Origin of the sequence: Calothrix sp. FACHB-168, assembly GCF_963889195.1 — a bacterium.
GTDB classification, from domain to species: Bacteria; Cyanobacteriota; Cyanobacteriia; order Cyanobacteriales; family Nostocaceae; genus Aulosira; species Aulosira anomala_A.
This window is the reverse complement of record NZ_CAWPNJ010000001.1, coordinates 130566-154682: the sequence shown is the minus strand read 5'-3', so window position 1 is coordinate 154682 and position 24117 is coordinate 130566. Positions and strand designations below refer to the sequence as shown.

The window sequence follows — 24117 nt, the reverse complement described above, 5'->3', positions numbered from 1 at the left end:
GTAGATAGGGCATGGTAGTGCCATGCCCCTGCAATCAACGATAATCTTTAGCTCACCAACCTGCAATCTGCTATATATTCGCGTTAAGGCTGTCGGGTGTAGTCAAAAGGCCAAGTTAGCCTTTGACTATGGACTATGGACTTTTGACAAACTCAGCGCAAAATAGACAATTTAAATGTATAACAGCTTAACCACTGCTTCTGCGCTCTCTTGCCTATTTAGTTAAAATGGCCACCAAAAAGGTTTTGTCTCCGTATAAGTACGGCTAATAGTCCGGGAATCGGGACGTTGTGCTTGTTTAAAATCCTTACCTAACATTTCATATAAGGCTTGAGAGGGGTTTTCAGATGGTTTCAAACTGAATAAAGTTTGCGCACTATAATGATCGCAACCGACGCCTCGACGTTCTACTGCACAAACAACAGGTTGGTTGTTTAGCTTATCAGTTGTTAAATATTTAGAGCTACCCGTATTATAAATATTCTGTAAAGTTTCAGCTGCATTCTGACACTGTTGCAAAGCATCGCTAGCTGAGAAGTATTGGGGAAGAAAATTCAAAATAGTGTAATCTTTAGCGGTTCCACCATGAACCAAAGTTAAAGTAACCGTTGGTGTATTGGTGTTAGCCTTACAGGTGACTTGGACGTTGCTAGCTTTGCTGGGTGCAGAGATTCCTGTAACCGCACCCAAAGCTAAGATTGGAGTCATTCCAATAGTTATCCATGATAGCCATTTATTCATACTTGCCTCACTCCCTTTATTGACCAAAATTTAGGCTTGAATATACACTCATAATATTATGATTATTTTTAGTTAAATTTACTGAATTTACACTAAAAAAACATTTAAGTAATTTTTGCCTGGGATTGATTTTTCCCGACACATAATGAAACAAATATCTCGCCAAATTGTTGCTACTGGTAGTATTTATATTTGCTGTCTAATAGCTAGTTTTCCTTCCTTCGCACAAATATCTGCTGATAACACACTTCCTAGCAATAGTCAGGTTTTACAATCCGGTAACCTCTTGGAAATTACAGGCGGTACACAATCCGGGAGTAACCTGTTTCACAGCTTTCGCGACTTCTCTGTACTTGAGGGTAGCGAGGCTTTTTTTAAAAACGCAAATAATGTAACTAATGTTACCAATATCATCAGCCGAGTCACAGGTGGCTCGATTTCCAACATTAATGGACTGATCCGGGAAAATTATGGTGCTAATTTTATCCTGATCAATCCCAGTGGGATTAACTTTGGCCCCAAAGCCCAACTCAATATAGGTGGCTCTTTTTTAGCAAGTACGGCGGAAAAAGTCAAATTTGCCGATGGTGCAGAATTTAGCGCTACTAATCCAGCTACCCCGCAACTCACTATTAGCGTGCCCATTGGCTTGCAATTTGGGCAAAATCCCCAAGCAATCAACGTTCAAGGTGATGGGCATAACATTACTTTGCAAAGTCCGATTTTCTCGCCTTTTACCATCGGCGATAACACTGGACTCAAGGTAGCACCAGGGAAAACTTTAGCCTTGGTGGGTGGTAACATTAACTTTGAGGGCGGAACGGTTACAGCTAAAGGCGGACGTATTGAATTAGGTAGCGTGGCTGGGGGCTTAGTCAGCCTGGATACGACTGCTCAAGGCTGGAATTTAGGCTATGAAGGAGTCAGCAATTTTCAGGATATATCTTTATCTCAAAAAGCCTTCGCAGACGCTAGCGGTTTAGGTAGTGGCTCAATTCAGTTGCAAGGAAGAAATATTGCCATTAGAGATGGCTCGGTTGTGTTAATTCAAACCTTGGGTAATGATGCCGCAGGGGGGATTAATGTTCATGCTTCTGATTCCTTGTCTTTGATTGGTACTACAGCCAATGGACAAATTTCTAGCAATTTATTTACAGAAACTCTTGGCGGTGGCAAAAGCGGCGATATTAGGGTTTCTACCCCCAGCTTACTGCTGCAAGATGGAGCAGCGATATCTGCGGTGACTTACACTAGTGCGGCTGCTGGGAATGTGGAGATTAACGCCGCTGATTCTGTGAAAGTATTGGGATTTTCACCAGTTAACCCCAGCCGCTTCACTAATATTACAGCAGCAACTTTTGGGGCTGGTGATGCGGGTAGGCTGACTATATCAACACAACAGTTAACGGCAATGTCTGGTGGGAGTATTGCCTCGGTTACTGCGGGAACAGGCTCTGGTGGAAATGTGACGATCAATGCTGCCAAGTTGGTAGAATTAATCGGCGTGACACCTGGTGTTTTTACCCCCAGTGCTGTATCAGCAGGAACTGGCGGCCCTGGCAAGGCTGGCAGCGTCACCATTAATACTCAGCGTTTGGTGGTGAAAGATGGGGGCAGAGTGGATGCTTCTACCTTAGCTAGCGGGATGGCTGGTAGCGTGACAATTAACGCTACGGATGCTGTAGAGGTGAGTGGTAAAGTTTCTGGCTCAGTGAATCCCAGTTTGATAATCTCCTCCGCTAACATTGTTGATGAAACTTTACAACAGTTATTGCGAGTACCTGCTGTACCCAGTGGCGATTCTGGAGATATAACAATTAACACTGGGAAATTGATGGTTACAGATGGGGCGCAATTGACTGTCAGAAATGATGGTAACGGGGATGCTGGCACCTTACGAATTAATGCTGGCTCGATTTTGCTGAGTAGTGGAGGTACGATCGCGGCAGACAATAAAGGTGCCGGATCTGGTGGAAATTTAATAATTGATACGGGTAAATTGACAATTAGCGATCGCGCTTTTTTATCGGCGTCAACATTTGGTGATGGAACCGGCGGAGATATTAATATCCGCGCTACCGACTCAGTAGAAATAGTTGGTACTGGATTTGCCGAAATGCAAGGAACTTTTCAAGTTGGAGCCTTGTTAGGTTTACTGAAGCCGAGCGATCGCGGAACTGGCATTTTTATGAGCAATTCTGGTGCAGGTAGTTCCGGTAACCTCAATCTTCAGACTCCCTCCTTAATTATGCGTAATGGAGGTATCATAGCCGATCTCACCTTTTCTCAGGGTGTGGGGGGAAACCTGAACATTTTTGCCTCCGATCTAATTGACTTAAATGGTTCTGCCATTCAAACAGGAAATGTCATTGGTAGTACAGGTACGGCAGGTGATATCAAAATTGATACCAAACAATTATTATTACAGGATGGCGCTACCTTCGTCAGTGCTACCTTCGGTAATGGTTTAGGTGGAAATATTGATATTACAGCTACTGATAGCGTTCAGATCCAAAGAACACCAATAGGGGCAGCGTTGTTAACTGGAATCTACACCAATAGTACCTTTGGTACGGGAAGGGGCGGCGATTTGCGGATTGACACTGGCAAACTATTTGTAGAAACAGGGGTAATTGGCAGTAATACAGGAACTTCTACCCCGGCTGGCGTCATTCCCTTTGGGGGGCCTGGAGGCAATGTCATTGTTAATGCTAGCGAGTCTGTAGAAATTGCTGGAGTCTTACCCGATCCAAGATTTCCTAGTGGTTTGGGAACCACAGGTTTTAGCGCTGCCCGCTCAGGAGATGTGACGATTAATACTAAAAAATTGATTCTCAGCGAAGGAGCAGATGTATCAACTGCGACTTTAGGCGCGGGGATTGGGGGAACCTTAACTGTTAATGCTGCTGAATCTATTGAACTGAGCGGTACTACTGTGGGGGATTTAACATTAGGTGGGATATCGGCGGCGGCGGGTCGAGCTACATTACCAGAACTAATAGCTACAGGTGCTTCGGGAGATATCAAGATTTCTACTGATAGGCTAATTGTGCGGGATGGGGCAAAAATTGACGTACAAAGTTTAGGTAGCGGTAATGCTGGGAATATGCAAGTGGTGGCTAACTCCATCTTCTTAGATAATCAAGGTACTATCTCTGCTGCTACTACCTCTGGTGAAGGTGGTAACATCTCCCTGCAAACACGTTCTTTACTCATGCGCCATAACAGCCAAATATCTGCCACGGCTGGCGGTACTGGTAACGGGGGTAACATTACGATTACAGGCTTTAGCCCTGCTAACTTTGTGGCGTTGCTGGAAGGAAGTAAGATTACGGCTGATGCTGTTGCGGGTAGAGGTGGTAATATTAGCATCAACACCAGAGGATTATTTACCTGTCCGACTTGTCAAATTAGTGCTAGTTCCCAATTAGGTATTGCTGGACAAATCAGTGTCACAACTCCAGAGGCGGAAAGTAATTTTGAAGTTGTGGAAATACCCCAAGAAGTAGCAAAACCGGAACAAGTGGTAGCACAAGCTTGTCGGGCGACTACTAGTCAAAATCGCAGCGAATTTACTATTACTGGGCGGGGAGGTTTACCACCTCGTCCTAGCGAACAGCTAAGTAGTGGTGCTTTATTTAGTTTTGAGCCAGCTGCTAGGGCGGCTACAGAGGTGCAGTCTACTTCCCAATTACCATTACCGGCTAGAGGTTGGTATGTGAATAAACAAGGTGTGGTGGTTCTCGCTAGTCAATCGCCTAATTCGAGTCCTTATAATTCTGGGCTAGGTTCACCTGATTGTCAGTAAGGGCAATCGTCATTTGTCATTTGTCATTTGTGATTGGTAAGGGTTTCACGCTCATTTAGCTTTCTTAACATAGTTCTGTGCAATTATCGGCTTAGTTAGTATCGCTTTGTAGAAGTTAATAACTTTTTAAACGCAAAGGCACGCGGAGGTTAGCGCGAAGTTTCGCAGAGTGTTTTACCAGCCAAGTCGCTAGGAATTAATGACATTGTGTATTTAGATGTGAGGATTTTAGGTGTATTTTCTCAGAAATAAAGTAAATTTTTTATATTAAGCAGATTCGCAGAGTTGCAGAGGAGAATGCAAGACCATAGTCTAAAAAGTATTTTGAGAACTCATGTTTGGCGACAGAGAAGTTATTTATCTCCTTGTGTGAGTGTGATGCTATTGTTGCATCTGCTGTATCAGATAAACTCTGCTTCCGCCCAGTCGATTAATCCGGTTACCCCTAAGCCACCGGAACAAACTCCACCTAATCCCCTACCACCAACAAATCCACCGATTCAAGTACAACCGACGCCACCACCAACCCCGGATGAAGTTTTGGATATTCCCGGAACTATTACGGTGCAGAGGTTTGAGTTTGTGGGGAATACAGCATTTAGTCAAGAACAGTTAAATTCAGCGATCGCTAATTTTACTGGCAAACCAATTACTTTTGCACAACTGCTAAGAGCGGCTAATCAAATCACCGAATTCTATGTGCAAAAGGGCTATATTACCTCTGGTGCTTACATCCCCGCCCAAGAATTTCGCGGTGGGGCTGTTAAAGTTCAGGTAGTAGAAGGCAGTTTATCTGATATTCAGGTTAACGTCACAAAAGGACGGTTGAACCCTGATTATGTCCGCAGTCGCATTGCGATCGCTACTCATACACCACTTAATATTAACAGTCTCCAGGAAGCGTTGCAACTTTTGCAACTCAATCCCCTAATAGAAAGCTTAGATGCAGAACTTACTGCGGGTACTCGTCCGGGTGTAAATTCGCTCACAGTTACAGTCAAGGCGGCGAAAACCTTTAGCGCTCAACTGAATTTAAATAACAACCGTAACCCTAGCGTTGGTAGTTTAGAGCGGAGTATCGCTTTATCGGAAAATAGCCTTTTAGGATTAGGCGATCGCTTTAATTTTACTTATAAAAATACCGATGGCAGCAATAGCTATGAAGGTGGTTATACTTTACCGATAAATGCCCGCAACGGCAGTATAGGTTTTAACTATCGCATTAGCGATAACCGCATTATTGAACCACCATTTAATGATTTAGATATTGAGGTAGATTCTCGTGAGTTTGAGCTATCTTTTCGTCAACCTATCCTGCAAAGAGCTACCCCAGATATTAGCCAAGAACTAACATTAAGTTTCAGCGCCGCCAGAAGAGAAAGTAATTCTTCCATTCAAGGCGTAGAATTTCCCCTATTTCCTGGGGCTGACAACCAAGGAGAAACCAGGTTAACAGAATTAAGTTTTGCTCAGGAATGGCTACAACGGAGTCGCCAAGAAGTTTTCGCCGCTCGTTCGGAATTTAACTTAGGAATTGGAGCCTTTAACGCCACAGTTAATAACAGCGAACCAGACAGCCGTTATTTTCTCTGGCGGGGACAAATGATTTATTTGCGCCTTCTCGATCAACCAAATAGCCAAAATGCCATAGCACCGACTTTGTTATTGCGTTCTAACCTGCAATTAGCCACTACTTCTCTACTTTCCCTCGAACAGTTTAGTCTAGGCGGTCAAGGAACAGTAAGAGGTTATCGCCAAGATGCGTTACTTAGCGATAATGGCTTTTTTGCTTCTGCGGAACTGCGATTACCCATCGCCAACTTCCCGGAAGTTAAAGGAACTTTGCAAGTCGCTCCATTTATTGATTTTGGTACTGTTTGGAATACAGGCAGAGACAATCCCAACACTAATACCCTAGCAGGTACAGGATTAGGACTACTTTGGCAAATGGGCGATCAATTCACCGCCCGCTTTGACTGGGGTATACCACTGATAAATCTTGATACCGACAAGCGGACATGGCAAGATAACGGTTTGTATTTTCAGTTGGAGTATAAAGCGTTTTGAGGAGCTAGGGGCTAGGGAAGGAGGACAAGGGGAACAACTGACAACTGACAACTGACCACTGACTATTGACTAAAATGATTTATAAAAAATACCGTCGTTTATTAATATTGATTTTTTCCGGCTTATTGGGGCTGTTATCGACTATTACTATCCCCGCTTGGTCGCATTCTCTTAATTTACAAGCTGTATCTAATCAAAGCTGTTCTTCAGCGTCTCCTTGTCCCCAGCAGAATGCTGATGGTGGCGCTTTAGACTTAGCGCGGGATGGGGAACGCCGCTACAATGCTGGAGATTTGGAAGCAGCAGCGCAGTTATGGCAACAAGCGGCTGAGTCTTATGAGAAAATAGGCGATCGCGAGGGGATGACGAAAAGCCTGATTAATAAATCTCAAGCTTTACAAGATTTAGGGCTGTATCCCAAAGCCTGCAAGACTTTACTTCAGGTTTTTGCGATTCCTAACCCTAACTGTAGCGCAAGCCAAATCGAGCAACTGCAAAAAAATCTGACTCAAAAACCTGATTCCTTAACTCGTACTCAAGCCATTGGTTTACAGAGTTTGGGTGATGTACTGCGCAGACAAGGTTTATTGCAAAAGTCCCAGGAAATTTTGCAGTTAAGTTTATCGTCGCTTCCTGAATCGCCAGCAAAAAGCGCTGTGCTATTGAGTTTAGGTAATACCGAACGGGCATTAGGTAACCAAATCCGCGATCGCTGGGATTATGATGTAGTTACAGAAATTATTGATCGCAAATCTGTTGTTGATGCACTAGCACCTTACCAAAAAGCTGTTAATTACTATCAGCAAGCAGCAAATATAGCTTCAGTACCAGCAATTGCTAAAGTTCAAGCCCAACTCAATCATTTTCAGCTATTACTAGAAACGCAAAAATGGTGGAACGAACAAACCAACCGCCGTATTGCTTCTTGGACGAGATTTTCGGAAGCGAAATTAATTCAACGCGCTCAAGATTTTAACTCGCAGTTACAATCGCAGTTGAGCCAAGATACGCAAACATTGCAAAATCAAATTCCTTCTCAGTTGGCGACTTTGACACCCAATCGTGCAGGAATTTATGCTCAGATTAACTATGCTGAATCTCTGCTGCAAAGCACCCAAACATCAGAGGTAGAATCTTTACTCAAGAATGCACTACAACAGGCGCGGACTTTACAAGATAAACGAGCCGAAACCTACGCCCTTGGTTATTTAGGGAAATTTTACCGCCAACAAGGTGAATTAACTCAAGCAACTCAGCTGACGCAGCAAGCACTGCTGTTATCCCAAGAGCAAAATATTACTGGTGATGCTAGGGAAATTACTTATTTATGGCAATCGCAATTAGGCGGTTTACTTAGAAAGCAGGGCAATTCCAAAGGCGCGATCGCAGCCTACACCGCCGCATTTAATACACTGCAATCTCTACGTAGTGATTTAAATGCTAATAACCAGGACGTTCAATTTGACTTTATCCAAGAAGTTAAACCTGTCTATCTAGAATTAGTTGATTTGCTCTTAAAATCAAATTTGAGCAATGAGGAATTAAACTACCTCATCGTTCCCAATCCTAACCTTAATCGGCAAAAAGCTGAGACGAAAAAAGCTCAAGATCGTTTAGAATTAGCGCGGAGAGTTATCGAATCTCTACAATTAGCTGAATTAGATAACTTCTTTCAAGATCCCTGTTCTGAAACTACAAATGTAGCAGTACAAATTGATAATATTGACCCCTCCGCCGCCGTTATTTATCCCATTGTTTTACCAGATAGGATAGAAGTCATTCTTTCTTTAGCTGGAAAACCCTTACAAGAAGTCAAAATTCCCATTCAAGAATCAGCAGTTAATGAAACTTTAGACCGACTTTATGATTATTTAGATAACAGCAGTATTAATAACTCTGCTCGGAATATTTTCTCCACATCTAACCCGAACCCCAGAGAATTAAAAGAAAATATTGAGACACTGTTACCAATTTTTGCAGAAGTTTATAACTGGTTAATTAAACCTTTCGAGAATCAGTTCAACAGCAACCAAATTCAAAATTTAGTCTTCGTCTTAAATGGCAGATTGCAGCGAGTACCCATAGCAGCCCTGTACGATGGACAAAAATATCTCATTGAAAAATATAGCGTTGCTCTGGTTCCTAGTTTGCAATTAATTTCACCACAAAAACTGCAAAGACAAAATTTGAAAGTATTAGCGGCTGGAGTCAGCGAACAAATTAAAGTTCAAGGCGAATTTTTTGCCGCACTAGTTAATGTACCCAAGGAATTAGAGCAAATTAAACAAACCTTTCCTGGTTCCCAGAAGTTACTCAATCAAGAGTTTACTGCTAAAACAATCCAGAAAAATTTACAACAGAATTACCCTGTAGTTCACTTAGCAACACATGGATTATTTAGTTCAAATCCCCTGCGTAATTTTATTATTACCGGCGATGGTCAAAGTATTAGTATTGATGAATTGAGTAATTTGTTGAAAGAAACAGGTACAACAGTAGAACTATTAGTGCTGAGTGCTTGCGAAACCGCTACTGGTGACGAACGCGCTGTTTTAGGTTTAGCTGGTATGGCTGTGCGTTCAGGCGCGCGTAGTACACTTGCAAGTCTTTGGCCTGTAGGCGATACTTCTACAGCAGTATTTATGGGTGAGTTTTACCAACACTTAAAGCAGCCAGGAACTAAACAAATACAAGCGCTAAGAAAGGCTCAATTATCGCTTTTAGAGTCTTTAAAATCGAATCCAACTTTCCCTGAGTTAAAAAATCTTCCTCCCCATCCATATTATTGGGCACCTTATGTATTAGTAGGTAATTGGCAATAACTGTTTTGGAGGTAGAGTAATGTGATTAAATTCATTTGTACAAAGGTATCTTTTTTAAACGCAAAGGTACGCCAAGGTTAACGCAAAGGTACGCTGAGTTTTTTAAGTCTATATCTTTGACTATTGACTATTGACTATTGACAGCCTTCATCAGCTATTTAGATTTACATCGCTTTTACTTATTACAACCAATTCCCTACCAAAATAAAAGATGCCCAATGATAGGGACGATGAAAATCTGTGTTAGGAGATTGATGGAGAAAAGCTAATTGCACATTACGCAATGCTTCTGCTTTAGTAATTTGAGGTTTACTAAGTTCCTGGTAAAACCTAATCATAAATTCAGCCGTGGAAGCATCGTTAACTTGCCAAACTGCTGCGAGAGTACTACGTGCCCCAGCGCTAATTGCTATTCCTGCTAATCCCAAAGCAGCGCGATTATCACCTTTAGCTGTTTCACAAGCACTGAGAATTAGTAATTCAATTGGCTTGTGCATTCTGGAATAATCTAAACGTAGTAATTCATTTAAATCTTTAACGCGAATTTGGGCTTGCCAATCTAAAATATAGGTTTCCTCTGGATTAGAACTAAATTTACCGTGAGTTGCTAAGTGAACAACATTAAAAGGGTGGGAATTAATTTCTTGCCGGATATTCTCTTGAATAAATTTTTTATTTTCTAGAATTTGGCTATTAGGAACTCTTTGTTTTATTCCTGTTAATTCTAAAGCGACACTTTCTATAGTTCCTAAACCTGCTTTTTGGAAACTAGGAGCATCAGTAGCACCAGCAATTAAAACATTTAAATTTTCTCTTTTTAAAGGTTTTGGTTCTAGTAATTGTAATCCAGAGGTGACGCTGACTGCATATCTTTCTATTAAGTATTTTTTTCCGCCATAAAGCATAGACATTGGTAAATTTCGCAGCGAACCATCTAAAATAAATACTAAGTTTTTAATTTGGCTTTGTTCGCGATTGCTGGTGATTTCTAATTCGGTTTCAAAGGGTTTAATTAACCAGTCATATAATTGTTGAGATTGTTTTTTAAAGCGAAAAAGGCTACTAGTTATTTTTTCAGCAGATTGTCGCATTTGTTGAACTGCTGCATCTACTTGAGTTTGCGAAACATTTTGATTGGCATAGTGACGTAAATTATCAACACCAGGTAATTTAATAATCACCTCTAATCTATCTGGTAAAATAATTGGATAAATAACTGCGGCGTTAGGGTCTAAATCATCAATATTTACTGCTACTGGTTTAGCGCAAGCATCGCCAAAGAAATTATCTAATTCAGCTAATTGTAGAGATTCCATAATATTGCGAGCTTGTTTCAAATCTTCTCGGCTGGGTTCAGAAGAACGCAAAAATAAATCAACTAATTGTCTATATACAGGTTCTACAGTTTCGCGAAAAGAAAATTGAATTTCTGGATTGAGAGCAACTAAATCGCTGCGTAAATCCTTGAGAGTATTAAAAGCTTGAGTGTAATATTTAATCGCTTCGGGGTTGGCTTCGCGGTTATTTTTGGTTTTTTCTGCCTGATTTTGGAGAATTCTGCCCATTTGCCATTGCCATTGATAAGCAATATCTGATGCATTACTTGCTTGGGCAATTATTAAGGCAGATTGGGTAAATTTTCGTGCTTTTTCCCATACAAATGTCTTTTCATAGAATTCACCCAAAATACCAAGAGCGTATGATTCTGCTCGTTGATCTGCTAAATTTTTTGATTGAGAAATTGCCGTATTTAATATATGCGGAATTTCGGTGAATTTGGGATCTAATTTAATCAGGTTTTGGGCAAAGTTTACACGAGCATAAATAGCAGAGCGACTAGGAGGTAATTCCTGGAGAGCAGTAGTAATTTCTGGGATTAAATTAGTAATAGATGAAAATTGTTCGCTTTCAATTAAGACAGCGACTTGATTTAGCTTGGCTTGAACTTTGATTAATTGTGAAGTAGTAATTTGGTTTGCTTTTTGATAGTGATTTAAAGCTTGTTTGATATATTGCTGAATAATTTCTGTATCTTGAACTGCTTTTGCGCTTCTAGCTAAAGCTACCTCAGTATTACCTAAAGCGAGTAAGACTTGACTTTCAGCTTGGGGTAAGCCGACTCGTTGCGCGATCGCTAAACTAGTCTGTAAAATCTTCTGAGATTGTTCTAAATCCCTAACTTGGCGGTAAATATTACCCAAATTGAGCAAACCAGTTACCTTAAACTCAGAATCTGGTTGTTGGTTAATTTGTTGTTCTAGCTGCGTTAAAATCTTGCTAGCACGACGATACAGCCCTAAAGATTGCATCGCTAAAGCTTGATTCATCTGGCTACCCATGACGCCAGTGCGATCGCCTGCTTGGCTATATAATAATTCTGCATTCTCCCAAGCTGCTAAAGCTGCTTCTCCATTACCTGTGGCTAGTTGTAAGTGTGCTTGCGCATTCTCGGCTTGGGCGCGGGCTTGATTAACCTGGGGGCTGGGTGGTAAATCTTTTAATAACGCCAAGCTTTGATTAATTGCTGCTTGTGCTGGTTGCCATTGTCCGAGTTTTTGCTGGGCTAAAGATGTAAAAGTTAAAGCTTGCGCTTGCTGAAGGATATCTTTGGTATTTTGGGAAATCTTTAACGCCTGTTGCAGTGTTTGCGCAGCTTGGGCAAACTGTTGAGCATCATAATATTTTTTACCCTGTTGCAAAAGTGCGATCGCAGAATCTTCAGCCTTCAGCGAAAATAAAGTTGAGGTACCTAAGCTAAGTAGCAAACTCAAACTAGCAATTATTATCAACCGCCAAAACTTCATGCTTTTTCCCTTAACCCTTGACAATTGGGAATATTTAACCAAACACCTTTAGGCGTAACTACCACCGGTTCAGTAATTAACCTCACCGCACCATCCCCCCCTTTCACCCAACCTTGCGCTTCCACAATTTTCCCTGCATTATCTGGTTGATGCTGTTGCTGATGGTTAGTAATAGCTGCTGTTGTTGATAAACCCTCTGGTTGTACTATTCGCCAATCTTCCCAAGCTGTGTCTGGGTTTAAGACTTCGCGCGGTGAAGCAGGTAAACCACCACGACCTGTAACAATAAATTCGCTACCCTGACTCGCAGCTACACAAAGATTTTGATTAATTAATCCCGCCACATTCACAACATCTTTGGGTAATTCTGTCAAGCCTTGAGAAGGATCGACATCCGCATTGCTGATTTCTACAACACCCGCAACCCCAAATTGTGAACTCGCAGTGATATCACTTAAATCAGTTTGTCGTTCGCGAAATTGCAACCCAAAAACGCCTTGAGTAGAAATATTAATCTTTCCCCCTCGACCTTGAAAAGCATCGGCGGTGATATCGCTATTTTCTTGCGCAACGCTGACAATAAATGGAGCCTGAATCGTAATATTTCCACCATCCCCGCCAGCATTTGCAGTTCCCGCAGTTGTCGAGATTTGGCTATTGTGGCGCAGTAATAGAAAGTCTTTGATATCTAGAGTGATATTACCGCCATTTGTCGAGCGAGTTTGGGCTGTAATCTTGCTATTATCCAGCCTGATTTTATCGGCGGTAATGCTCAAATTACCTGCAATTCCTTCCCCTTTACTACCAACTGTAGCCTGCGCTCCCTGAGATATTAGTAACTCAGGAGTTTGCATCGTCAAAGAACCTCCATCGCCTTGATTTTCAGTTTGTGCAAACAAACCGCTAGAAATTTGCTGATTAGCTGAGGTTCCTGTAAGTTGCACTAATTGGGAAGCATTAATCGTTAAAGTTCCCGCTTTTCCCAAACCAAAGGTGTTAGTAGAAATTTGTCCGCCATCCCGAACCAGTAACACAGGGGCGGTGATAGTTAAAGCGCCAGCGTCTCCCGTAGCTCTACGGTTAGCTTGTACGTCTATTTTGCTAGGATTTAGACCATTAGCGGAAGTACCAATTACTTCTACAGATTTAGAAGCATTAACCGCTACAGTTCCTCCCCTCCCAGAACCAAAAGTGCTAGCGGAAATCAGCGCCCCATCTAAAATTTGCAATATAGGAGTGTTAATTGTTAAAGAACCCGCATCACCTGTTTGTCTGGTGGAAGCGAATAAGCCACTGGAACGCTGATTGTTAGGTGTAGTCCCGCGAATTTGGACTAATTCAGTAGCATTGATAGTCGAGCTTCCTCCCTTACCCGCGCCAAAAGTACCAGATCCCACCTGCGCCCCATCTAAGATTTGAAAGACAGGCGTATTAATTGTTAAAGAACCTGCATCACCTTTACCTTCAGTTTGCGAAACTAAGAGAGCAGATTGACCATTAGCTGCGATTCCTCTGACTTGGACTAATTTTGTCGCATTTACAGTTAAATTTCCCCCCTTACCGAAGTAACGAGTTGAAGATGAAACCTGCGCCCCATCCAAGACTTGTAACACAGGAGTATTAATGGTTAAGGAACCTGCATCGCCTTGACCTTGAGTCACAGCGATTAATGCACTAGGCTTATTATTGGCAGAAACACCAATTACTTGAATTAATTCCGAAGCATTGACAATGACATTTCCTCCTCGACCATCTGATATGGTGCTAGATGAAGCTTCTGCACCATCACGAATCAACAACACAGGAGTATTAATCGTCAATGTCCCGGCATTTCCTGGCCCTTGAGTCACAGCTATCAACACGCTAGGATATAGACCTGTGCCGCTTAATTCTACGGAATTAGGCGCATTAACGGTCAAATTTCCGCCTTTTCCTTGCCTATTAGTGAAAGTATAAACTTGTGCCCCATCGCGAATTTTTAACACAGGAGTATTAATAATTAAAGAAGCTCCATCCCCAGTGCTATTAGTCGTAGTGGCGATACTGCTAAGATTCTGACCATTAATTGCAGCTCCTATTACTTCTATAGAATCAGCAGCATTCACAGTCAAACTGCTATCTGTTCCTGTTCCTAAGGTATTGACTTGAATTTTAGAACCATCGCTCATCTGCAAACGACGGCTTTGTACTTGAATGTTGTCGCCAGTGTTACCACTGGTGACAACATTAGCTTGTTGTGAGAGAGAAATATTTTGGAATTCTTGCACGCCTTGATAGCCAAGACTATAGCCAGTAACTATGGGTGTGAGATTTACTAAACTATTACCCGCAACACTCCCTAACTCAATTCGTCCATCAATTGCGCGGACAATTCCCGCTTCGAGAATGACATCACCACCCACCAAAGCTAAAGTTTTTTCTGGCTGAACTTCCAAACCATTAATTGCACGATTAACAATACTTCCAGGATTCGCCCCAAATTGTAAACCAATGGGAGCGCTGACAGTTAACAGTGGTTTTGTGGAAGATACAGCAGTGCTGAATTGATAACCATCAGCAAATTTAAGATTACTAGCTGTACTTGCTATAAATGAACCGTTAATATCTAATTTGGCATTGCGCCCAAAAACTATACCATTAGGATTGATTAAAAATAAATTTGCATTGCCATCTACGCCTAAAGTGCCGAGAATATTTGAGGAATTACTGCCCGTTATCCGGCTAAAAATCTGAGTAATTCCCGTAGGATTGGCAAAATAAACCTTTTTTCCCTCTTCAATATTAAATTCTTGAAAACTGTGAAATAAATTTGTGTCGCGAATTGCGCCGCCATCTATGCGATCGCCAGCCGCTCCTTTAATAGTAACATTGGGTGTAATTACTGAACTTTCTGTACCTAGAGTATCATCTTTGGTAATTTGGGCTACTGCGGGATAGTTGAAGAAGGCGATCGCCAAAAATCCCATCAGTAGATATAGTGAGTGGTTTATCATTGGTCATGAGAGACGCGATGAATCGCGTCTGTACAATTTTCATTGGTCATTTGTTATTGTTAAATTTTGAATTTTGAATTGTTAATTGCAGTCGAAAATTTAGCCCTAAATAGTTTAGGACTATAGTATTAACTCGGAATTTACAGCAGATTGCCAGTTGGTGAGGTACAGATGATCGTTTATTGTAGGGGCACTGGCACTGCCATGCCCCGAAGCGCGTACCTCATTTACTTGAAATATGCTGTATCAAAATAAAAGTTCTCAAAAAAAATACAGGTCAGCAGAGTCTGCTTGACCTGTATTTTAACAAGCTATTTATCTTTAGTCATTTGTTGTTAATACTAAGAACAAATGACAAATGACAAAGCGCAAAGTCTGAGCGCCGGCTTCCGGCGATCAGAACTTTGTAAGAATGACTAAATTATTTAGCACCTATTTGAGCAGCGACTTCGTCAGCAAAGTTGCTTTCTTTCTTTTCAATGCCTTCACCTAGTACATAGCGCACAAAGCGTTTAATTGTGATGTCTTGACCTAGTTTAGACTTAACTTGCTTCACCAAGTCTTCCACAGAAATGCTTTGATCGCGAATGAAAGGCTGATCTAGCAAAGCCAACTCTTTAAGACGTTTTTCAATCCGTCCTTGAACAATCTTTTCTCTGACGTTCTGTGGCTTGTTAGCTAAATCGTCCCGCCCCAATTCTACTTCTTTTTCTTTTTCAGCAACTTCAGCCGGGATTTCGCTGACACTGACAAATTCCACGTTGGGGCAAGCAGCTATTTGCATGGCAGTGTTCCGCGCTAAAGTTTGGAACTCTTCATCGCCAACTACTGCATTAGTTTCAGATTCTACTTCAACTAATACACCAACTCGACCACCAGTGTGAATATAGCTGTCTACTATACCGGATTTGCCTTCGGCGATGGAAAAATTGACAAAGCGGCGCACTTGGATATTTTCACCAAGCTGGGTAATAGTTTGCTTAATGAATTCATCGACAGTTACACTCGCATCTTCAGTGTAGGGTTGAGCTAATAAAGCTTCAACGCTATCAGCTGCGATCGCTTGTTTTGCCAGATTTTTCACTAAAGCCTTAAAAGCATCGTTACGGGCAACAAAATCGGTTTGGCAGTTGACTTCTATCAGTACACCTACTTGAGAACCTGATTCTATGTAAGTGTCTACTAGACCTTCAGCTGCAACGCGATCGCCTTTTGTACCACCTTTAGCGATGCCCTTTTGCCGCAACCAATCTATGGCTTTTTCGATATCGCCATCAGTTTCTGTTAGTGCTTTTTTGCAGTCCATCATGCCAGCATTGGTTTTTTGGCGTAGCTCTTGGACTAGTTTTGCAGATATTGCCGCCATGTTGCCTCAATTCCTAGTTGACCTCGAGTTGTAATCGCTCATGGGTGTTGAGTATTTCTATCTTACTCAGGGCTGGGGATCAAAAAACGATCAATTGTCAAGTAATGAAGTATGAAATTTTATTTTTAACCTTTCATACTTCATTGTTTAACTAATTATTCTTCGTCTTCGTCATCGCTTGCGTATGTACCAGACAACTCAGTGTCGTCATAGTCATAGTCTTCTTCAGCGCCTTCGTAATCGTCATAATCCTCTTCAGCATCCAACTGACCATGACGACCTTCATAAATCGCATCCGCCAATTTACCGACGATCAGCTTAATAGATCTGATAGCGTCGTCATTTGCTGGGATGGGAATATCTACGACATCGGGGTCACAGTTTGTATCTAACATCGATACAATGGGAATTCCCAATTTTTGACATTCTTGAACTGCGTTATACTCCCGGCGTTGGTCTACAATTACCACCACATCGGGAACTTTCCGCATGGTTTTAATCCCGCCCAAATATTTTTGTAGCTTCGCCATTTCCCGGCGTAACATTGAAGCTTCTTTTTTCGGCAACAAGTCCAATGCTCCGCTTTCTTCGCGGCGTTCCAAATCTTTGAGACGGTCTACACGGGTTTTAATAGTTGCCCAGTTGGTGAGCATTCCACCCAACCAACGTTGGTTGATGTAGTGGGAACCACAACGACTAGCTTCTTGGGCAATGATTCCTGCTGCTTGTCGCTTAGTACCAACAAATAGGAACTTTTTACCTTGTTCCGCCTGTGTACGCATATAAGCATATGCATCTTCCATCAACTGGGCAGTTTGCACCAAGTCGATAATATGTACACCATTGCGGGAAGTATAAATGTACGGGGACATTTTTGGGTTCCAACGGCGGGTCTGATGCCCAAAGTGAACCCCTGACTCCATCATCTGAGCCAATGAAACGACTGGCATATATTCTTACTCCGATTCGGGTTAAACCTCCATCCAGGCGTATTTCTCAATTGGGAAACACCCGAACTCCTGGATGTGCGAGATTAATGAGCCATACTAGGGTAACACATTTGGGTCGTTGTGGACGCTCGTGGAGAATTTAGGGAGTAAGACTGGGAGTGGTGAGGGAAGGGGGACAAGGAATTTTAGATTTTAGATTTTAGATTTTAAATTCAAACCCAATCCAAAATTGCAAATCCAAAATCCAAAATTGAATTGCCCAATACCCTGTAATTTAAATAACAATTTTTTATATATCAAATTTCCCTGACTTATGTCAGCAATTTTTGTTTAAAAAACGGCTTGAAAGCCTGTTTTTGGGCTTTTGGTGAATCTTTGCAGAAATTATTATCGATTTAATCTGCTAAATATCTGGTTTTCGGGTGTAATCTCGATATACAGTAACTTACACAATAGACTGTTGCCATAATTTACACCTTGAGGTACTACCATGAGAAATTATGCTGACAAACAGGACTTAATATTTAGTCACAGTAGGGATTTTAGCGGATGCGACTTAAGCGGAATTGACCTGAGAGCAGTTGATTTGAGTGGTGTTAACTTTTTAGGAGCAGATTTGCGTGGTGCTAATCTGTCTGGTTCTATGCTCACGGGTGCTAACCTGCGCGAGGCTAATCTGTCTGGTTCTATTTTAATCGGTGCTAACCTGCGCGAGGCTAATTTAATGCAAGCTGTGGTATCAGAAGCGAATTTAATTGATGCTGATTTAACACAAGCGAATTTATGTGGAGCAGTTTTATGGCGATCGCAATTTTGTGGTACTAATTTTTCTAGAGCTTCTTTGTGTGGCGTTGATTTAAGCGAAGCTGACCTCAGTGAAGCCTGTTTAATTGAAGCATCTTTAATTGAAGCGAAATTAATCCGCGCTAATCTAGCAGGGGCAAAGCTATGTGGTGCAATTTTATTAGAAGCAGATTTAACTGATGCTAATTTAATTGGTGCAGACCTGACATGGGCAAATTTAACATCGGCTAATTTAACTGAAGCTAGGCTTTGGGGAAGCAAAATAATTTATACCAAACTGCGGGACGCAATTATGCCTGATGGTACAATTCAGGAACCACAAATAGCATTTATTTAAGGAATTATCTAAATTATGGGTGCATCACAGTTTGTAGCCAGGGCTAAAGTCCTGGCTACTTAGCCTATAATTAAAATTCGCGGCGTGAGAATATCAAAATAGCGATCGCTAACAGCATGGAACTGTAAAGTAAACCATAACCAGCATTAGCAATTAATGTAGGTGCGCTAGGTAATGCTTGCAAACCATAAACCGCTTGATTTTTTAAATCTAATCTTGATAAATCGGGCAAGATTAAATACAAAGCTTGAGTTAAATGTTCAATCCCAGGATTCTGGCTGAGACGACCAAATTTTAATAAATCTTGGGAGATATTGCCCATTAAATAAACAGCAAAGGTTAAAATTACCGCTAACAAAGAACTGGTAAATGAACCGAAGCTGATAGCGACAGCATTAATTAAAGATATTTGCAGAAATAAAAACAGGACAGCTATTAAAATACTAGCTATCCCATAGGGAATATATGCTATTTGGAGAAATCCTAAGTAAATCACCGTCATAGTCGTGACGAGTACAGCTAGCACAGCTGATAAACCGAAATATTTACCAGTAATAAACTCACTGCGACTGATGGGTTTAGCAATCAATACTAAAACGGTGCGTTTCTCGATTTCTTTGTTGATGAGTCCTGTACCGACAAACACAGAAACGATTAAACCGATAACGCCCATTAAAGCTATGCCAAAATCTAAGAAGATTTTGCCTTCAGTACTAGCTGCAATTTCTGGAAGTATGCGCATTGCGGCGGCGAGAATGAGCGTATAAAAACCGATAATATATAAAATGCGATCGCGTATCACTTCCTGAAACACATTACTCGCCATTACAAAGATTCTACTGAAATTCATCATATTATTAGGGGCTAGAGGCTAGGGAAGGAGGACAAGGGGGACAAGGAAGACAATTGTACAGACGCGATTCATCGCGTCTCTGACCAATGACCAATGACAAATGACAATTGGTACCCAAAACACATCTACGCCAAAATTTTAAATAAAGAATGAAAAATTGTCTCTACCGGAATTCTCGGTTAGAGACAATCAGCAAACTATTACAGCAAATTAGAAATAAACGTACTCTTCCCGATAAAGAAACAATCGAGAATATCAGACTGTTGACTGTTGACTGTTGACTATTGACTGTTGACTATTGACTGTTGACTATTGACTGTTGACTATTGACTGTTGACTATTGACTGTTGACTGTTGACTATTGACTATTGACTGTTGACTATTGACTGTTGACTGTTGACTATTGACTGTTGACTATTGACTGTTGACTATTGACTGTTAACTTTTGACAAACTATAGTTTAGCGTTGAGCAGGAGGTAACCCAATAATGGGTTTACTAACAGGGCCGCACTCAATTTCCGCAATTAGGGAAGTTTGCTCTGACTTTTGAGTAGTTGATCTATTCTTAGATTCTGCAATTGGGCGAATTTGACAAGACTGTTTTAAATAATAGCCTCTTGGGTCGGAACTAGGCCCAGTCCAAATGCTGAGTATATCTAGATTATATTCGTCTTTTTTACGCGGATTGGGATTTGTAATTCTGGGTTCAATTCGCCATAAATTCTTCTCTTCTTTGTCTTTTAAGCGCTTATTTTCCAGAACTTTCTGTCCCAGGTTGGCGATATTCGCATTAGCATTTTGCAACCATCTTTCTACTTGTGACCAAGATTGTTTTTCTATGGATCTTTCAATTCTGGGTTGCATTTCTTTCAAAATTGCTGCACCATTGGGTGAAATCTTTAGTGGTGGCTCAGTTCTAATTACAAAGGTACTGCGTTGAAAATTATCTGATAATAAACTAGGATATTCTGCTACCCAGTTATTCACAACAAAATAAAATTGAATCCAGCAACTGAGCAACATTGAGCTAGCAACTAAAACCACAATTTTTTGTCTATCTTCTGGTTTAGGAAGTTGAGTTTTCGCATCAGTACCGCTACCTTCAAAAAACTCTGGTATAGCAGTAATTAATGCGGAGATTGTCGGCCAATAAACAATTGTATTCGTTGTGAGTACATTCTTCTCGCTGTGACCAAAGGCAAAAACACTGACTAAAAATCCTGTGATGACTGCACCTACAGGCATATAAGTCCCAGGGATTCTGGCTGGGTCATCGGTAGTATACCAAGCTGTACCTGCGATGAGAAATAACCAACCAAAAAATGCAATAGTATCTCGGATAGCGCCAGTAGCAAAGGATGATATTGCCCAAGAGAAGATACTTAAATAGAGTAATGTTTGCCAAGAATAAGCTCTTTCAGGAACAAAGAATTTCTTAATTCCTGCATAAACATCAGAAATAAAATTGGTTAAACCCAATAAGTCTTTAAATAATGTGTTCATAGTTTACAGCACCTCTAGATTATTAAGCGATCGCTATTTCGTTATCTATCCCAATTCACTAAAATTCTTGCTATTTCATCCGGAACAATAAAACCAGAGTTATCGCACTATAGCTTAAAGAATTAGCAATTAACATAGTAGAAACTAAGCGATTACTAATGAATTTATTTCTATTGAGATGACGCCATCTTTGGCGCTCTTGGTTTGGTGTTGTTTCTGGTGATTTCTTTTTACCTAAGTCTTCACTAAGGAGCAATGTAAATACTCTTAAGAGAAATAATTTCACTATAAAAGTACCGAAGAAAATAATAAACGCAGTCAAAATTACTAATGATTGGGTATTGCTAGACTTCAGACCATTAAAAAATACAAAGTTAATTAATTCTGATTTGATTTGCAATGGCAATATCGGCTGAAGAATGAAAAAGACTACCCAACCAACAACACTGGAAAAAAGATTGATAGAAATAGCATAAAAAATGCTAGTTTTCTTGTCAAAATTTAATCTACTATTGAAACAATATGCCTCAATCGAGATAGCCATCAGGATAAATAATAAATCAAATAAAACTGCGCCTACTGGCAAAACTCGAGGAAAGTCCCAATTTTCAAACAAATTCAAATCAAACATAAAGGTTTAACTGTAACGGTTAACTTTAGAGAGTATAACTGGCACAACCACAGTGATGGGGGAAATTATCTCATACATGTTCCAGAATCATGTACGTAAGTCGGTAATTGCACTAAACTATGTTACGAAACGTAAATAGCTGGAAATCCATACCAATGACCAATGACCAATGACAGCTTTCTCCAGCTATCTTTAAATTGCACCGCTCTACTTACGCAAGTGCTATGATAACTGCTTGACCTGAGAATACAAGACTTTCGTTAAGATTAAAAACTGTTACAATACAGCTTTTTGAGAGATGACAAGGAACGGTATCGGTATTCGCACGGCGCAAGTGCGTCCTGAAAGGCTTACTGGTCAAATTCACGTTTACGATGGTGCTGGTAAAGGAAAATCCCAAGCAGCTTTAGGGGTGGTTTTGCGCTCGATTGGTTTAGGAATTAATACACCTAGTAATGCAAACCGTGTCTTATTATTAAGATTTTTGAAAGGGCCTGAGCGAGATTACGATGAAGATGGCGCAATTGCAGCTTTACAGCGAGGTTTCCCCCATTTAATCGACCAAGTTCGCACTGGGAGAGCGGAATTTTTTGGCCCGGATGAAATCACCGCTTTTGACTGTGTGGAAGCTGCTAGAGGGTGGGATGTAGCCAAAGGTGCGATCGCCTCTGGGTTGTATTCAGTAGTGGTTTTAGACGAAATTAACCCAGTTCTAGATTTAGGTTTGCTCCCAGTGGATGATGTGGTAGCAACACTTAAATCTAAACCCCAAGATTTAGAAATTATCGCCACTGGAAGAGCTGCTCCGCAAAAGCTACTAGATATTGCTGATTTACACTCAGAAATGAAACCGCAAGATCACCCAACAGCAAAAGCACTGTTAATTGATGGTATTGAAATTTACACTGGTGCGGGTAAGGGTAAATCTACAAGTGCATTAGGTAAAGCTTTACAAGCAATTGGTAGAGGTATAAATCATCCTGGTTCTACTAGAGTGATGATTATGCAATGGCTTAAAGGCGGTAGCGGTTACACAGAAGATGCAGCGATCGCGGCCTTGCAGCAATCATATCCTGAAGTAGTCGATCATCAACGTTGTGGACGAGATGCGATCGTTTGGCGTAATTCTCGGCAAGAATTAGATTACGTAGAAGCAGAGAGAGGTTGGGAAATTGCCAAAACTGCGATCGCTTCTGGATTGTATAAAACTATCATTTTAGATGAACTCAATCCGACAGTTGACTTAGAATTGCTTCCTGTAGAACCTATCGTTCAAGCCTTACTCCGTAAACCCCGCGATACAGAAGTCATTATCACCGGGCGCTGTCAAAATCAACCTTCATACTTTGATTTAGCTAGCATTCACTCCGAAGTTTATTGTCATAAACACTATGCAAATCATGGTGTAGAACTCAAGCGAGGGGTAGATTTTTAAATTTGTCATTTGTCAGTTGTCAGTTGTCAGTTGTTCAGGATGTAACTAAGTAAGCACAGTCAACAGTCAACAGTCAACAGTCAACAGTCAACAGTCAACAGTCAACAGTCAACAGTCAACAGTCAACAGTCAACAGTCAACCGTCAACCGTCAACCGTCAACCGTCAACCGTCAACAATCTCCCTATTTTCAACTAGTCTATGGGTAAATATTGATTGTGTTCTTTTGATAGAAATTAATCGGTAATTTTTCTAAAGCCTTTTAACCATTTTTTCATTTATGTTGAATTCATTCACTTAGAAAAATGGTTAAAACATGCTGCGTCGTAATTTTGTTACTTTACCAGTTGTTCTAGCTGTTTTGGGCAGTACATTTCCCGCTACTGCTCTTCCCTCAGAAGTTTTTACGGCTCAATTACCAGAAATTCAGGAAAATATTCCTGCTGGCTATGGAATGCGCTTACCAGAACACATCCGCTTAGGTGATGGAAGCGAGCGCGATTTGCTGAGTAAACTAACTGTGCGCGTTTTTCCTAGTCCTCGCGGTTTGATTGTCGGTTTGTTTAATTGTGAAGCTGCGACTACATCTTGTTTAGTCGGAACTTTTAGCACGGATAATCCTAATTCTGTGAGTGCGCTGTACGAGTTCGCTAAACATAAAGCTAAAGGTGATGAAATTTCACTCGCTAAGAATATTCAAGGCTACTTTTTAGATGGAAATGAGCAAAATCCTAAACTACCTTTTTCTTCCTTGATGTGGAAGCAAGATGGCATAATTCATACTGTTTCGTTTCCCGCTAAAGAGCGACAAAATATTCTCTTCATGGGTTATTCAATGGCGAATCAGCCAGCAATTCGGCGCAATGTAGCCAAAGTTAAAAGACCAAATTCTGTATTCTCCTTGGTTAAGTAGAGTTAAGTACAGTTAAGTAGATTTAAATATTGCTGGAATCGAGGGGTAAAAATAGTTTAGGCTGAGTGTATTCACCTAATGTATACAAAG

General features: G+C 40.9%; 15 protein-coding genes. 7 read left to right on the top strand and 8 right to left on the bottom strand.

The features are described from left to right. Positions 1–222 precede the first annotated feature (222 nt). Positions 223–708 (bottom strand): COP23 domain-containing protein, encoded by a 486-nt coding sequence (locus tag AACW45_RS00645; protein WP_242045426.1) that lies wholly within the window; start codon positions 706–708, stop codon positions 223–225. A 178-nt stretch (positions 709–886) separates the two neighbouring features. Between AACW45_RS00645 and AACW45_RS00640 the strand changes: the two genes are divergently transcribed. The 3 genes from AACW45_RS00640 (at position 887) to AACW45_RS00630 (ending at position 9438) form a co-directional block, all read left to right on the top strand. Then, positions 887–4549: a two-partner secretion domain-containing protein gene (locus tag AACW45_RS00640; RefSeq protein ID WP_190626642.1), complete on the top strand. Its 3663-nt coding sequence runs from the start codon at positions 887–889 to the stop codon at positions 4547–4549. Positions 4550–4846: 297 nt separating this feature from the next. Further along, entirely contained in the window at positions 4847–6616 is a 1770-nt protein-coding gene (locus AACW45_RS00635; protein ID WP_190626640.1) for a ShlB/FhaC/HecB family hemolysin secretion/activation protein, read from the top strand. Positions 6617–6690: 74 nt separating this feature from the next. Continuing rightward, positions 6691–9438, top strand: coding sequence for a CHAT domain-containing protein (locus tag AACW45_RS00630; RefSeq protein WP_190627462.1), 2748 nt, complete (start codon positions 6691–6693; stop codon positions 9436–9438). Positions 9439–9620: 182 nt separating this feature from the next. Here the strand turns inward: AACW45_RS00630 and AACW45_RS00625 are convergent, their stop codons facing one another. The 4 genes from AACW45_RS00625 to rpsB all read right to left on the bottom strand — a co-directional run bounded on the left by AACW45_RS00625 (position 9621) and on the right by rpsB (position 17551). Continuing rightward, entirely contained in the window at positions 9621–12242 is a 2622-nt protein-coding gene (locus AACW45_RS00625) for a CHAT domain-containing protein (protein WP_190626638.1), read from the bottom strand. After that, positions 12239–15235, bottom strand: coding sequence for a two-partner secretion domain-containing protein (locus AACW45_RS00620; protein ID WP_190626635.1), 2997 nt, complete (start codon positions 15233–15235; stop codon positions 12239–12241). The genes AACW45_RS00625 and AACW45_RS00620 overlap by 4 nt, the downstream gene beginning before the upstream one ends. A 421-nt stretch (positions 15236–15656) precedes the next feature. After that, positions 15657–16601 (bottom strand): translation elongation factor Ts, encoded by a 945-nt coding sequence (tsf, locus tag AACW45_RS00615; RefSeq protein WP_190626633.1) that lies wholly within the window; start codon positions 16599–16601, stop codon positions 15657–15659. A gap of 155 nt (positions 16602–16756) precedes the next feature. Next, positions 16757–17551: a 30S ribosomal protein S2 gene (gene rpsB / locus AACW45_RS00610; protein WP_190538372.1), complete on the bottom strand. Its 795-nt coding sequence runs from the start codon at positions 17549–17551 to the stop codon at positions 16757–16759. A gap of 490 nt (positions 17552–18041) precedes the next feature. Between rpsB and AACW45_RS00605 the strand changes: the two genes are divergently transcribed. Continuing rightward, a complete protein-coding gene (locus tag AACW45_RS00605; RefSeq protein ID WP_190626631.1) occupies positions 18042–18692 on the top strand; it encodes a pentapeptide repeat-containing protein in 651 nt (216 codons plus the stop codon). A 70-nt stretch (positions 18693–18762) separates the two neighbouring features. Here the strand turns inward: AACW45_RS00605 and AACW45_RS00600 are convergent, their stop codons facing one another. After that, positions 18763–19542 (bottom strand): ABC transporter permease, encoded by a 780-nt coding sequence (locus AACW45_RS00600; RefSeq protein ID WP_190627460.1) that lies wholly within the window; start codon positions 19540–19542, stop codon positions 18763–18765. Positions 19543–19694: 152 nt separating this feature from the next. Here AACW45_RS00600 and AACW45_RS00595 point away from each other — a divergent pair, with 152 nt between their 5' ends. Beyond that, a complete protein-coding gene (locus AACW45_RS00595; RefSeq protein WP_277880173.1) occupies positions 19695–19826 on the top strand; it encodes a hypothetical protein in 132 nt (43 codons plus the stop codon). Between the two features lie 179 nt (positions 19827–20005). Here the strand turns inward: AACW45_RS00595 and fraD are convergent, their stop codons facing one another. Together fraD and fraC are read right to left on the bottom strand one after the other, a co-directional pair. Continuing rightward, positions 20006–21049 carry a septal junction protein FraD gene (gene fraD / locus AACW45_RS00590; protein WP_190626629.1) on the bottom strand — a complete coding sequence of 348 codons (1044 nt, stop codon included), beginning with the start codon at positions 21047–21049 and terminating at the stop codon, positions 20006–20008. Positions 21050–21119: 70 nt separating this feature from the next. Next, a complete protein-coding gene (gene fraC, locus AACW45_RS00585) occupies positions 21120–21665 on the bottom strand; it encodes a filament integrity protein FraC (RefSeq protein ID WP_190627458.1) in 546 nt (181 codons plus the stop codon). Positions 21666–21978: 313 nt separating this feature from the next. Here fraC and AACW45_RS00580 point away from each other — a divergent pair, with 313 nt between their 5' ends. Next, on the top strand, positions 21979–23115 hold the full coding sequence (locus AACW45_RS00580; protein ID WP_190626626.1) for a cob(I)yrinic acid a,c-diamide adenosyltransferase: 1137 nt from the start codon (positions 21979–21981) through the stop codon (positions 23113–23115). Between the two features lie 315 nt (positions 23116–23430). After that, entirely contained in the window at positions 23431–24027 is a 597-nt protein-coding gene (locus tag AACW45_RS00575) for a hypothetical protein (RefSeq protein ID WP_190626624.1), read from the top strand. Positions 24028–24117: the final 90 nt, after the last annotated feature.

What these genes read in the sequence shown, in the direction of transcription:
- rpsB (WP_190538372.1), bottom strand. Translation starts at nt 17,551, where the DNA reads ATGCCAGTCGTTTCATTGGCTCAGATGATGGAGTCAGGGGTTCACTTT.
- AACW45_RS00575 (WP_190626624.1), top strand. Translation starts at nt 23,431, where the DNA reads ATGCTGCGTCGTAATTTTGTTACTTTACCAGTTGTTCTAGCTGTTTTG.
- AACW45_RS00595 (WP_277880173.1), top strand. Translation starts at nt 19,695, where the DNA reads ATGAAAAATTGTCTCTACCGGAATTCTCGGTTAGAGACAATCAGCAAA.
- AACW45_RS00645 (WP_242045426.1), bottom strand. Translation starts at nt 708, where the DNA reads ATGACTCCAATCTTAGCTTTGGGTGCGGTTACAGGAATCTCTGCACCC.
- fraD (WP_190626629.1), bottom strand. Translation starts at nt 21,049, where the DNA reads ATGAACACATTATTTAAAGACTTATTGGGTTTAACCAATTTTATTTCT.
- tsf (WP_190626633.1), bottom strand. Translation starts at nt 16,601, where the DNA reads ATGGCGGCAATATCTGCAAAACTAGTCCAAGAGCTACGCCAAAAAACC.
- AACW45_RS00635 (WP_190626640.1), top strand. Translation starts at nt 4,847, where the DNA reads ATGCAAGACCATAGTCTAAAAAGTATTTTGAGAACTCATGTTTGGCGA.
- AACW45_RS00625 (WP_190626638.1), bottom strand. Translation starts at nt 12,242, where the DNA reads ATGAAGTTTTGGCGGTTGATAATAATTGCTAGTTTGAGTTTGCTACTT.
- AACW45_RS00630 (WP_190627462.1), top strand. Translation starts at nt 6,691, where the DNA reads ATGATTTATAAAAAATACCGTCGTTTATTAATATTGATTTTTTCCGGC.
- AACW45_RS00580 (WP_190626626.1), top strand. Translation starts at nt 21,979, where the DNA reads ATGACAAGGAACGGTATCGGTATTCGCACGGCGCAAGTGCGTCCTGAA.
- AACW45_RS00605 (WP_190626631.1), top strand. Translation starts at nt 18,042, where the DNA reads ATGAGAAATTATGCTGACAAACAGGACTTAATATTTAGTCACAGTAGG.
- AACW45_RS00640 (WP_190626642.1), top strand. Translation starts at nt 887, where the DNA reads ATGAAACAAATATCTCGCCAAATTGTTGCTACTGGTAGTATTTATATT.
- AACW45_RS00600 (WP_190627460.1), bottom strand. Translation starts at nt 19,542, where the DNA reads ATGAATTTCAGTAGAATCTTTGTAATGGCGAGTAATGTGTTTCAGGAA.
- AACW45_RS00620 (WP_190626635.1), bottom strand. Translation starts at nt 15,235, where the DNA reads ATGATAAACCACTCACTATATCTACTGATGGGATTTTTGGCGATCGCC.